The organism is Methanobrevibacter arboriphilus JCM 13429 = DSM 1125, assembly GCF_002072215.1.
Classification (GTDB): domain Archaea; phylum Methanobacteriota; class Methanobacteria; order Methanobacteriales; family Methanobacteriaceae; genus Methanobinarius; species Methanobinarius arboriphilicus.
Window position 1 is genome coordinate 1 of sequence record NZ_JXMW01000008.1, and the last position, 13,455, is coordinate 13,455.

Consider the following 13,455-nt stretch of genomic DNA (forward strand, 5'->3'; position numbering starts at 1 on the left):
AAAAAATCTATTTATTGTAAACATTTTCGTTTTTTCACCTCCTGATCCAATCAATCAGTATATAAAAAAATACATAGCACAATGAGAACACTCACTACGCTACAATAATATAATATAAAAAAACTACTATAAAAAACTTCCTACCCAAAAAAAATAAAAAACAATAGCTACCCCCCCCCCCCCACAAAAACAGTAGAATAGCTGTATAAAAAAGAAAAAAAGAAGGAAACAAAATATAACACGAAAAAAACACATAATAACCAAATAAAATAAAAACAGCTAAAAAATAAAATAAAAAAGCCTAAAAACAATAAATACAACCAATAACAACTTAAAAATAATAAAAACAGATAAAAAAAACCAATAAAAAACTAAAAAAATATAATAACCAAATAAAATAAAAAAATAAGCATATAAAATAAAGAAAAAAATAAGAAAAATATAAAAATAACAGCTAAACACCAAAACAATAGAGAAAATAAAACAAAAAAAAATAAAAAATAAAAACACAATATCACCAAAATCAAAATAGCTGTTATCAAACCAAAACATATATAAATAAAACCATAACTAAAAGAAACAAAAACAAAAGAAAACCACCATAAAAAAACAAAAAACAACTAAAAAAGGAAAAAACACAAGAAAAACCCACCAAACTAATAAAAAAAGAAAAATAAAACCTCCAAAAAAGAAAAAACAACTAATTAAAAAACAATACCTATTAAAATACCCTCAAATCACTAAAAAAAGAAAAATAAAACCTCCAAAAAACAAAAAACAACTAATAAAAAAAGAAAAAAAATACTAAAAACCCACAAACTTAACTCAAACAAAAATCACAGGAACATCAAATGGTGTTGATCTGTATGCATACAGCGATAACAACACTCCATATAAACAAGACAATAACATCATAGGAACATCAGGCTATGGTGTTGATCTGTCTGCATCCAGCAGCAACAACGCCACATATAACCAAGATTACACAACATCACAGGAACATATGGTGTTTATCTGTATGCATACAGCAGCAACAACGCCACATATAACCAAGATTACACAACATCACAGGAACATATGGTGTTTATCTGTATGCATACAGCAGCAAAAATACCACATATAACCAAGATTACACAACATCACAGGAACATCCGGCAATGGTGTTTATCTGTATGCATAAAGCGATAACAATACCAATAAACCAAAGCCAAAAATAACAACCACAGGAACATACTCTGGTGTTGATCTGTCTGCATCCAGCAGCAAAAATACCACATATAACCAAGATTACACAACATCACAGGAACATCCGGCCCTGGTGTTTATCTGTCTGCATCCAGCAGCAAAAATACCACATATAACCAAGATTACACAACATCACAGGAACATCAGGCTATGGTGTTTATCTGTCTGCATACAGCAGCAAAAATACCACATATAAACAAGCCAATGACATCACAGGAACATACGATGGTGTTTCTCTGTCTGCAGACAGCGATAACAATACCACATATAAACAAGCCAATGACATCACAGGAACAGACTATGGTGTTTCTCTGTATGCATACAGCGATAACAACACCAATAAACCAGAACCACAACTCAACATCACAGGAACATCCGGCTCTGGTGTTTCTCTGTCTGCATACAGCAGCAACGATACCACATATAACACAAGACAATACAACATCACAGGAACATACTATGGTGTTGCTCTGGATGCATCCAGCGATAACAACACTTCATATAAACAAGCCAATAACATCACAGGAACATCGAACTATGGTGTTTCTCTGTATGCATCCAGCAGCAAAAATACCACATATAACACAAGACAATACGACATCACAGGAACAGACTATGGTGTTTATCTGGAGGCATACAGCAGCAAAAATACCACATATAACCGAAACTATACAACGATCACAGGAACATCCAGCACTGGTGTTTCTCTGTCTGCATACAGCTATAACAACACTTCATATAAACAAGCCAATAACATCACAGGAACATATAATGGTGTTTATCTGTATGCAGAAAGCAGCTACAAGAAAAAAAAGAGAAAAAACACAAAAATCTTTCAAATAAAAACCATACCAAAAAAAAAAAAAATTAATCAACAAAATAATCTAATTTAAAAGAATAAACACCAAATTATTCTAATAATTAACTTCATACTATTAAAAATAAACTAAATATTCTCAATCTTGCAATCGAAGGTTCAAATCCATTTGATATTAATAACTAAAAAATCAATTTTTGTTTAATTTTTCTATTTAAAAGGTAGCTTAATCAGTATATTTAAATGGGCATTCTTCTAGATGATCATTTACATAACCAATTGCCTGTAAAAAAGCATAACAAATCACTGGACCAAAGAATTTGAAGCCATGCTTTTTCATATCTTTAGCAATAGTTTCAGATAAAGGTGTTGAACTAGGAACTTCACTTAATGTTTTCCAATGATTATTAATGGGTTTTCCTTCTGGTAGAAATGTTCTCAAATAATTAGAAAAGCTACCAAATTCTTTTTGTATTTCCAAAAAATGTTGAGCATTAGTAATTGTAGCTTCTATCTTCCCACGGTGCCGAATAATTCCACTATCTTGCAGCAAACATTCCACATCTTTTTCAGTCATTTTAGCAACTTTTTCAGGATTAAACCCTTTAAAAGCATTTTTATAACCCTCTCGTCTTTTAAGAATTGTTATCCAACTTAAACCTGCTTGTGCACTCTCCAAAACTACAAATTCAAAAATTTTATGATCATCTGTAACTTCTTTTCCCCATTCCTCATCATGATATTTGATATAAAGAGGGTCCAATCCAACCCATCCACAACGTTTGTTATCTATTAGTTCTTTATTAGAGTTTTCATCACCATTTTCTGACATATCTATCATCACTCATAATTCATAGCCAATATAATTTGATATTTTTTCCAATTATTTATATATAATTATATTATCATAATAAGTATTATTTTTATTCCTAGCTAATAAAAAGTAATAATTATACAAAAAATACAACCCAACCAAAATTAAAAAAGCTAATCACTAATTAAACCCTCCCATAATATTTGATTTTTACATAAAAAAGGATAGTATCTCTTAGTTTTCTTAGAATCAATCTTTGTACCATAAGATTTATTATTTATTTTAAAATCTTCTAAATCAAAAGTTGATTTAATTGCTTTAGAAATCAACCTACCATCAATATCACCATCACAATTATAAGATAGCTCAATTCCTTCAACATTAGCTAATCTTTTTAATAAAACTCTTAAATCTTCAACATAAATCTTCTCAGTGGAATTTATATCAAAATCCAAAATTAACTTAGCTATTAAATAATTTAAAGGATTAGAATGCTTTTTAAGTAATATTTTAGTTTCATTCAAACTTTTCTTAAGTATAAAATCCTTACCAACACGTTTTTTAGCTTTATAAGCCTCAAGAGATTCAAAAATTAGTTTTTCAATAGCATTGCTATCATTAGATATTAAAGATAATAAGCTTTTATCTTCTTTTTTTGTTCCTCTAAACTTATGTAAAAATTCAATGAAAACCAGTCTATCAATAAAAGCATCATCAAGCTTTTTAAAAGCAGGGATTTCATTAGCCATTACAATGATTTTAGATACTTCTTTATTAGGAATAATAGTATGAGGTCTATTTTTAGGATTAACTTGTAAATCATCATTTCCAGATAATTGTTTCAATATTGCCATATTTTCAACCAATGTATCATCTGAGTCACGAACTATGTTAATTTGTTTACCTACTAAAGAAGATGTACCATGAGAAGTATTCATATCCCTAATTTTAAGATCTGCAATTTTATGACTACCAAAAATCAATGATAAAATATTAACTAAAAGACTTTTTCCAGAACCACCAATACCAACTATAAAAATCAAAATCTCTTCTTCATTACCACTAGTAAACAAATAACCAATAATCTCTTTAAGACCTTTAATATAATCATTAGTTAATTTAGAAGACCTACGATTTAAAGAACTCTTCAAATAATCATCAATTACAGTTTTACCCTTAAAATCAGGCCTATATTTATGATTAACTTCTGTTAATGTGAAAACTGGTTTATTAGATTTTTTAATAAACTTCATCTTTTTTATATCATATATTCCATTTTTAAAGCGAACAAAGTCATATCGAGGACTTAGTCTATTACCAATATGAGATAAAGCAGTATTAATATCATTTATATTAACATATTCCTTATCACCTATCAACTTATCAACAACCCTCTTTAAATCATCGATACTCAGAAATTTATAACCATTAGATTTTTCATCTAATTTATAAATTGTCCCATAATCTTTTCTCAAAATAACATTTTCTTTATTACTTAATAGTTTAGCAAGAATCATATTACTCTTAGAAATATTTTTCCGATTTTTATAATTATTTCTAATTTTTTCAATTAAAAGATCAAATTCAGATAGAGTAAATATTTCCCTAGCATCCTCAATAAGATTATAAATAAGACTACCTTCAGGAAAATTAGAAGTATTATTAGAACTAATACCCTCTATGATATTAACAATATCAAGAACTATGTCAAAAAAATCAGGAATCTTATCAATATCAAAATTATCTTTTATAAAATCTGTAATCTTATCATTTAATAAAAAATACAATGAATCATTTTCAAAATCATTAGACCCTTCAAGTAAAATAGGAGGATTAGAATATTCAACAGAAAAAGTTTTAATCCCAAAATCCCCTTGAATAATAACCCAATATTCTTTAGAAGGAATATAAAGTAGATAAACATTAAAATTTTCAATATCTTTACCTTTAGAAAGAATAACATCTCCAATAGCAATTTTTCGATTATTATCTAATAATAAATCCATTGAAAACTCCCCAAAAACTTAAAAAATCAAAAACAGGAGTGAACACTCACTAATATAAAATATAAAAAAACTCCTATAAAAAGCTTTCTATCAAAAAATAAAAAACAAACCAAAGGCAGTTAAAAGAAGAAAAAAATTAAAAACTAGCTAATAATAAATAAAACAATTATAAATTATATTAATGAATAAACAAGCCACAAGAAAAAAAACAACAGCTACCCCCCCCCCCCCGCCTTTAAATTAAAATTAAAGGAATATTAAAAAATAATTAAAAAAAATAAAATAAAAATAAGAAATATAAAAATAAAAAAATTGGCTTTGTAGAAATCCTTTTAATATCAATATAATTATAAAAAAGATTATATGATTAAAAATTCTTTATTTTGAAATTAAAGAATTATTTTAACAATTTAATTTCACAAAAGTAAAAATTTCAAGTATAAAAAAATAAGGATTTCTACAAAGCCTAAAAATTAATAAAAATTAATAAAAATAGAATATCAAACTGACTAATTTTCTTTATTCATTTTTAAAAGAGCAGCAGCTATATCTATTGAATTATATCCTATTTCTATCAATGATTCAACACTATGAATTTCTTTATTAAGATTATTTTCTTCAATAGACTTTTTGATTTTATCTAAAATCAAATTATTTTTAATATCCCTAATATCATCTAAAGAAGGAACTTTCTGTTGTTTAATCTTTGATTTTGTGTATTTTTGAATATCTCTAAGTTTATATATTTCTTTGCCTGCTACAAATGTAAATGCATACCCAGTTTTACCAGCTCTTCCAGTTCTACCAATTCTATGAACATAATATTCATTGTCATTAGGCACATCATAATTAAAAACAGCTTCAACATCAGGAACATCAATACCTCTTGCAGCAACATCAGTAGCTACTAAAATTTCAATGCTCCCTTTTCTAAACTTGTTCATTACCTTATCTCTTTGAGCTTGCCTCATATCCCCATGAATACCATCAACATCATATCCACGACTTTTTAAATCTCTTACAAGGCGATCAACTCTTCTTTTAGTATTACAGAACACTAAAACTAAGTTTAAATCGTAAATATCCATTAAACGAGAAAATAACTCAAGTTTCATCTTTTCTCTTGCTTCAAAGTATATCTGCTCAATTTCAGGAGCAGTTATAAGATGTTGAGCTACTCTTAAATGCTTAGGATTTTTTTGATAATTATGAGTTAATTTTTTTATAGCTCTTGGCATTGTAGCTGAAAAAAGTAAAGTTTGTCTATTTTTAGGAGTTCTCTTTAATATTTTTTCAATATCCTCACGAAAACCCATATCTAACATTTCATCAGCTTCATCTAAAACAACTGTTTCTATTCCAGATAAATCCAAAGTTCCTCTTTCAATATGATCAATTATACGACCAGGAGTTCCAATAATTATATGAACTCCTTTTTTAAGAGCTCTAATCTGCCTACCTATAGGTTGACCTCCATATACAGGAAGTACATGTAATTTTTTCATAAAAGAAGACAATTTTCCTATTTCTTTAGCTACTTGTAAGCTTAACTCACGAGTAGGACATATAATAATAGCTTGAGGAGCTTTATCCTCAACAAAAATCTTTTCTAAAACAGGTATTCCAAAAGCTACTGTTTTACCAGTACCAGTTTGTGCCTGTCCAATAATGTCTTTACCTTCTAAAGCTTCAGGTATTGTCAAACCTTGAATTGGTGTTGGTTCTTCAAAACCCATTTCTTTTACTGCGTTCTTAATTTCTTTTGATATATCAAAATTATAAAATGATAATTGTTCCATACGATCTTCCTTATTAAATAAATATAATTAAAATATAAATTAATACACTATATATCATTTTTTATACGGTATTTTATACTGTATTAATTTATACATTAAATCATACAGTGTTAATTTATACATTATTATTATCTTAGTATCTTACTATAGTATACAATATTATAATTATATATTGATTCTCTATAGAATATATATTAAATATTTATATTATATTAATTATTAATAATTTAAAAACTAGTAATAATGTATCAACTCAACATATTAATAGATTTTATTTGATTATAATATTAATAAAGAGTTATTGATAAATATTACTAATAAAAATTATTGATAAATATTAATAGCTATTATATAGCTGTAATTAATAGATATTAATAGAAATTATTAATTTATTAAAAATAGAAAAAATGCTTAAAAAAATATTGTTAAAATAAATATAAACTTAATGATTTATTTCTATTAAATATAACATTATTTAATATGTTCTTAGTTGTATTTAAATGCTCTTATTAAATCTAGTCTTTTCATTACTTTTTATAAAATCCATGAAAAAATAAAAATAAAAAAGATTCTCAATATATCCTATTAATCTGCTTGTAAAATACATATATGTAATAAAAAAGTAATAAAAAGAATATAACCTATTCTCATTTTTTATTTTATTCATAACAAGAATAATAAGATTTTTTAACCACTTTTAGGGAAAAATGAAAAAATAAAAAATATATAAATAAAAATAGATTATATATTATAATGTTAATAAATTTTATTTTTACAAAAATATCTTTAATATATAATATAAGTAAATATTTATAGTAAATATTGTGTAGATATTTAGAATTTCAAAAAAAATAGAAGAAACTCAAACATCCTCCATCATTGATGATTTTAAATGTTTGAAGTTTTATGTAATTTAAATTTTGATAAATATTTTTTAAATAATTAAAATACAATGAAAAACAACTATGATGACTTTTTTAATGGTTTCGGTATTATTTTTATCACTTTTAAGCTATTTTTTCTAGTTTATAAATACTATATTTTAGTTTTTTTTAGTTTTTTTAATGATTATGGTTAACTCATAGTGAAAAAATTATAAATGTTTGTAAAAATCTAATTATATATAGTAAAAACTTATAGAGTATAAAAAACAAATATAATTATAATAATCTATATAAAGGAAAGTATGATAAAATGGCATATGGTGTAAACTATGGCTCAGGTATGGGTTTTGACCCAGGCTTTTGGGGTTGGATTCTAATATATATTGTAATTGCTATAATAGTGTATTATATTATCTATAAATTATACCTCAGAAGAAAATACAAAAAATAAATAAATAAATTAATAAATAAATTAATAAATTAATAATATTCACAAGGTGAGTGAATATTATATTTTCTCATTTTTATGTATTAAAATAACATATTTAAAGAATTTCTCCCTATTTTTATAATTTTTATAATAATTATAATAATATACTATTAAAAAAAGTATTCATAATGAAATATTGCTTAAATAATTTTATTTTTAATATTATTTTTAGAAATAAAATCAAGAAAAATTAAAAAATGTAAAAACTATAGATTAATATTTGAAAAAATATAGAAAAGTTAATTAAATCGTATATTAAAAATAGTTTTAGATGAATTTTGAAACAAAAAAGAAAGCAATTATAGAACTAATTATTATAATATTAATATTAACAGACACTATACTTTTATTATCTACGATATTTTACGATTTCCCCATAAAAATAGAGTACAGCATATCATTATTTGATTTATTAGTCTGTATTATCTTATTTATAGAATATATCAATCGAATGAGAAAAGAAAATTATAAAAAAAGTTTTGTTAAAAATAATTGGATTGATATAATTGCAATGCTACCAGATATACTTCTAAATAGTATTTTTTCAGTGATTGGATTAGGTAATGTTACATGGGTTGTTAGATTGTTAAGGCTCATCAGAGTGGGAAGAGTTCTAATATTATTTAGAAAAAATATAATTCTATTTACACATTTTATTAAAGAAACACATTTAGATAAATTATTAACAGCAGTTGTAATTGTTGTAATAAGTAGTTCAGTAGCATTTTACTTGCTAGAACCAATTAACAGTTTCATAGACTCAATATGGTATGTTTTAGTAACAATAACAACACTTGGTTATGGAGATGTTATTCCAACCACTATTACTGGTAAAATATTAGGAATAATCCTAATTGTAATGGGAATACTAGTATTCAGCACATTAACTGGAGCCATATCCTCAATTTACACTAAGAGAATTGAAGAAGAGAATCGAAAAGAAATTGATGAACGATTAGATAAAATTGAAAAAAAGATAGATGAATTATTAAATAAAAAAAGTTAATTAAAAATGTTCACAGTAACTTTGAAATCTACATTTATTACACTTATTAATATTTTTTGTAGGTAAAAATGGTTTTGATCCTTCAAAAAGACCCTGCATCCTATTTATCAAAAACCTAATTTTTTTCTCATTATTTTCATCAAATTCATCTATCCAAAATATATTATCAGTTCCTCTTTCACGTAAAGCTGCTTTTATCATTCTTTTATCCTTTTTTGGAGAAAATAATGTAGTTTGAGGATTTTCTGAAAGTTTATTAATCATAGACTTGAAAGCTAATGAATATGCTAAAACTTGATTAATAGTTGAGGGATAAGGTATCTTTCCAGGTTTATCATCTATAATAACAAATTCATCAGGAGTCATCCAAATTTCATCAATAAAACCTCTAATTCCATACTCAGGAGCAACAACAAAAAATTCTCTTGAAACAGCTGCTTCCTCCATAGATGTTTTTAAAACTTCATCAAAAGTTGTTGGAACAGCATCCTCTTTAAATTTATCTTCAAGCTTTTGATGTTCCTTTGTTCCTAAAGTCATTTCTTGAGTTGGAGCTGTTTTAATTCCTTTAAAATATTGAAGATATAAACTATACTCACAATAACCTTGTTGATTTAGCCAACTTATAGGAAAATTATTTTTACCATTAATAATCTGAATACCATTAATTTTAGGATGTTTTATAGCTTCATATTTAATATTTGGATTATTAATCAATTTATTTTTCATGAAAACTCCTCAAAGTTTTTTAAACATTATTATATTGTACTATTAAAAATATAATCAGTATATTATAAATAATTATATTGTTTTTAATTCAAATATAATTATCTTATTTTATAAATATATTTTATTATTTTATAAATATAATTTATATTTAATAAATATAATTTAAGAAAAATAAATATAATTTAACAAGAATAATAGATAAAGTAAATTAATAGATAAAATGAAAAAAAGAAACAAGAAAATAATAATGATAATATTATTAATATTTATATTATTTACAGCGGGATCAAAGATTTTAATAGGGTCTGAAAACAGCATTAATTCCGATTACTCTTTTAATAATCAAAACAATCAAAGTTATACAAAAAATAATAATAATAATAATAGTAATAATAATGGTTATAGCAATATTAATAATAATAGTAATAATATTAATAATATTAATAATATTGATAATAATATTTCAATTAACTCAGAAAATTATAAAAAATATTATGATGCAAAAGGATTTTGTGACCATGTCATTGATGGGGACACAATAGATGTTAGAGGTGTTGGAAGAATTCGACTTGTAGGAGTAAATACTCCTGAAAGAGGAGAATTAGGATATCAAAATGCAACAGATTTTGTTAAAAGTAAGTGTCTTGGAAAAACCATATATTTAGATATTGATGATGCTAAAACTAAAGATAAATATGGTAGGATATTAGCAATAGTCTATGTTGAAGATATTGGAAATCTAAACAATGAATTATTAAAAAAAGGCTATGCTAAAGTACTTTTTATCCCTCCATCAGAGTTTAATCCTTATGAATGGACATGATCATTAATACTATGATTATTTTGTTTAAAAAAGTGAAAAGGTATATTAATAAATATTTTATAAATAAAATCAATTTATCAATAAAATCAAAATAATAAGCCAATAAAAACAGTAAAATAGAAATAAAAGATTACGAGAGATAAATGATATTAAAATACTATTTATGAGCATCAACTACATTATATTTAATACCATCGTCTTCTAATCTTCTTATAATACCTTTAGCCATATCCCCAACAACTAAAATCAAAACATTTAATCCCTTTTTTGCAGCAGATATACTAGAAGAAGATATTGCAAATTCAATATCTACAGGAATACTCAATTTATTAGCTACAGATCTAGAAACCGTGCCCATAGCTCCAAATCTATCTATTTTTTCAATTCCCCATTTTTTAAAATCAGAAGTGTACAATGATTTAATTAATTCAAGATCAGCATTACGTGATCCTCCTTGTTTAATAGTTGGTACAGTAACTATAATTACTTGACCTACTTTTAAATCAATAAGTCCACTTAAGGAACTTAAAGGAACATCTTCACCTTTCTTAACATCACATAAAACTTCAGCATTAGCACTTTGTTTAGATTTACCTGCATAAAGAAGCCCTTCTTCCATGAATAAACCAACGTTTTCACCTTCTTTTAGATCTTCCGTGGCAATAGCTGGCCAAATAGATTTATAATAATTCATAGTTTCTAAAACATCATCAGAATACTTTCTAAGACTTATTGCATCTTTTTTAACTTTAGATATTCCTTTTTGAGTTATTTTATAAGGAGCTCTGCCATCTTTAGAAGTTATATATCTTTCCTCAATTAAAGTCTTTATATTTTCAGATACTGCTTGTACTGTTATTCCCAATCGTTCAGCAATGTCTTTTTGACGTAAATGAGGTTCTTGTTTAGATATTTCGCTCAATATCTGAAAATGAGTCATTTCTCCTCTTTTTTTAAAGATTTTCATTGTATCCTCCATACAATATAAACAATAGTTTTAATTATATCTATATTAGCAATGATTTATACTTTTGTTATTTTAACAATTTATACTTAAAAATTTATACTTAACAATTTATACTGTTATATAATAATAATTAGGTTTATGTATTTAATTATATGCTTTTAAAGATTAGCATTTTAAAGATAACATTATCATAACAAAATCATTAGATAATAAAATCATTACAATAAATCATATAATTATAACAAATAGTTTTATATTTAATATAATTTTATGGAATTATAATTAATATAAGAAAAAATAGTAAAAAATATTAAAAAGTATTAAAAAGTATTAAAAAATATTAAAAAAGATTAAAAAGATTAAAAAGTATTAAAAATATTAAAAAAAGATTAAAAAGATTAAGAAGAATATAATGACACTAAAACTAGTTCCAAACTCATTGAAAGAAGTTAAAGGAAAAATAATACTTTAATAATAAATTTTTAAATTTATATTGGAGTTATATTGAGTTTATATTAAATTTATTAAAAAAATTTTATTATAAAAATAGTGAAAGACATTAATAATTTAGCTATAAAACCATCATTATAAGATTCCTTCATTTGTTTAGCTAAAGTTAAAATTTCTTCTTTTTCATTATTGTTTCCTTTAAATTTTAAATATAGTTCTATCCAATTCAATAAAAAAGGGTTTAAAATCAAAGCACTATGTTTAAACTCATATTTATTACATAAATCTAAACAATTTTTATAAGACTTCAGAGAATCAAAAACAAGTTTAAAAGAAATATCTTTAGTAACAGATTTGTCATCTTGAGAATCCCTCATATAATAATCAGTTACAAACACTTCATTCAAAAATAATATTCCATCTGCATTTAAATAAGATTCAACAACAAAATTCAAATCTTCTCCTGATATATAAGGTGGAAACTTAATATTATTTTCAATGATTAAATCTCTCTTATATATTTTAGTCCAGATAGAAGGGAGAATCTTTAAAATATTTATATCTTCATCAATATTTTTAATATAAATTTCTTTTATATGATCATTATCAGTATTAAGATTATCAGTATCATATTTTTTTATCTTTTTACCATAAAATAAAGGACTAAAAATATTTTTCCAAAAGAAAAAAGAAATAGAAGACAAATAATGATTTTCTAAAATATCATCACTAAATTCATCAATATTATCCTCATAAGGAGAATAAGACTTTTGAATATACCCATGATCATGAGATCTATTGGAAGAATTAGAAGAATTAAAAGAATTAGAAGTATTAGAAATATTAGAAGTATTAGAAGTATTAGGAGTATTAGAATTCTTAGAATTGTTAGAATTATTAAAATTATTAAAATTATTAGAATTATTAGAATTATTAGAATTATTATTAAAATCATCAAACCTTGAATAAATACGTTTATATCTTCCAAAGACAATATCTAAATTTCCATAAGTCTTTGAAGATATTTTATTATAGAGAATTTCACAAGCATTTGATTCATATCTATCATCAGAATCTAAAAACATTAAATAATCAGCAAAAGCATATTTTAAACCAATATTCCTGGGACCATAAGCCCCTCCAATATTATTTTCAAGGTGAATAGCTAAAAAATTGTCATATTTCATTGCATATTCATTTATAATGCTTTTAGTTTTATCTGTAGAACCATCATTAACCAATATAACTTGAAGGTTCTCTACTCCGATCGATTGATTAATTATAGAATTTAAAGAAGTTTCTAAATATTTCTCAGCATTAAAAATAGCCATTATTATACTAATTTTATAATTAGTATTATTAATGTTATTATTAATATTATTGTCTATATCATTTATATTATTGTTTATATTATAATCTTTCTCA

10 protein-coding genes are annotated in these 13,455 nt (G+C 24.4%); 4 read left to right on the forward strand and 6 right to left on the reverse strand.

What is annotated here, in order from left to right; all coding sequences use genetic code 11:
• Positions 1-1,704 precede the first annotated feature (1,704 nt).
• Complete coding sequence (locus MBBAR_RS05525; RefSeq protein WP_143746143.1) at positions 1,705-2,088, forward strand: hypothetical protein; 384 nt, start codon at positions 1,705-1,707, stop codon at positions 2,086-2,088.
• Between the two features lie 200 nt (positions 2,089-2,288).
• On the opposite strand, the gene MBBAR_RS05530 is transcribed toward MBBAR_RS05525, so the two are convergent.
• The 3 genes from MBBAR_RS05530 to MBBAR_RS05540 form a co-directional block, all read right to left on the reverse strand.
• Positions 2,289-2,894: a DNA-3-methyladenine glycosylase I gene (locus MBBAR_RS05530; RefSeq protein WP_080460310.1), complete on the reverse strand. Its 606-nt coding sequence runs from the start codon at positions 2,892-2,894 to the stop codon at positions 2,289-2,291.
• Positions 2,895-3,049: 155 nt separating this feature from the next.
• The gene (locus MBBAR_RS05535) at positions 3,050-4,882 is read right to left on the reverse strand and encodes a DUF5906 domain-containing protein (protein ID WP_080460311.1); all 1,833 of its coding nucleotides are present in this window, start codon (positions 4,880-4,882) and stop codon (positions 3,050-3,052) included.
• A gap of 509 nt (positions 4,883-5,391) precedes the next feature.
• A complete protein-coding gene (locus MBBAR_RS05540) occupies positions 5,392-6,681 on the reverse strand; it encodes a DEAD/DEAH box helicase (protein WP_080460312.1) in 1,290 nt (429 codons plus the stop codon).
• 1,194 nt (positions 6,682-7,875) lie between these two features.
• Here MBBAR_RS05540 and MBBAR_RS10240 point away from each other — a divergent pair.
• Positions 7,876-8,016, forward strand: a complete 141-nt coding sequence (locus MBBAR_RS10240; protein WP_158082537.1) for a hypothetical protein — start codon at positions 7,876-7,878, stop codon at positions 8,014-8,016.
• 310 nt (positions 8,017-8,326) lie between these two features.
• On the forward strand, positions 8,327-9,061 hold the full coding sequence (locus MBBAR_RS05545; protein ID WP_080460313.1) for a potassium channel family protein: 735 nt from the start codon (positions 8,327-8,329) through the stop codon (positions 9,059-9,061).
• Here MBBAR_RS05545 and MBBAR_RS05550 read toward each other — a convergent pair whose 3' ends face one another.
• Complete coding sequence (locus MBBAR_RS05550; protein WP_080460314.1) at positions 9,062-9,790, reverse strand: CRISPR-associated protein Cas4; 729 nt, start codon at positions 9,788-9,790, stop codon at positions 9,062-9,064.
• Positions 9,791-10,250: 460 nt separating this feature from the next.
• Between MBBAR_RS05550 and MBBAR_RS10730 the strand changes: the two genes are divergently transcribed.
• Positions 10,251-10,613, forward strand: coding sequence for a thermonuclease family protein (locus MBBAR_RS10730; RefSeq protein ID WP_394334523.1), 363 nt, complete (start codon positions 10,251-10,253; stop codon positions 10,611-10,613).
• A gap of 157 nt (positions 10,614-10,770) precedes the next feature.
• On the opposite strand, the gene MBBAR_RS05560 is transcribed toward MBBAR_RS10730, so the two are convergent.
• A complete protein-coding gene (locus tag MBBAR_RS05560; protein WP_080460316.1) occupies positions 10,771-11,580 on the reverse strand; it encodes a DUF7839 domain-containing protein in 810 nt (269 codons plus the stop codon).
• A gap of 524 nt (positions 11,581-12,104) precedes the next feature.
• Positions 12,105-13,361, reverse strand: a complete 1,257-nt coding sequence (locus MBBAR_RS05565; protein WP_080460317.1) for a glycosyltransferase family 2 protein — start codon at positions 13,359-13,361, stop codon at positions 12,105-12,107.
• Positions 13,362-13,455: the final 94 nt, after the last annotated feature.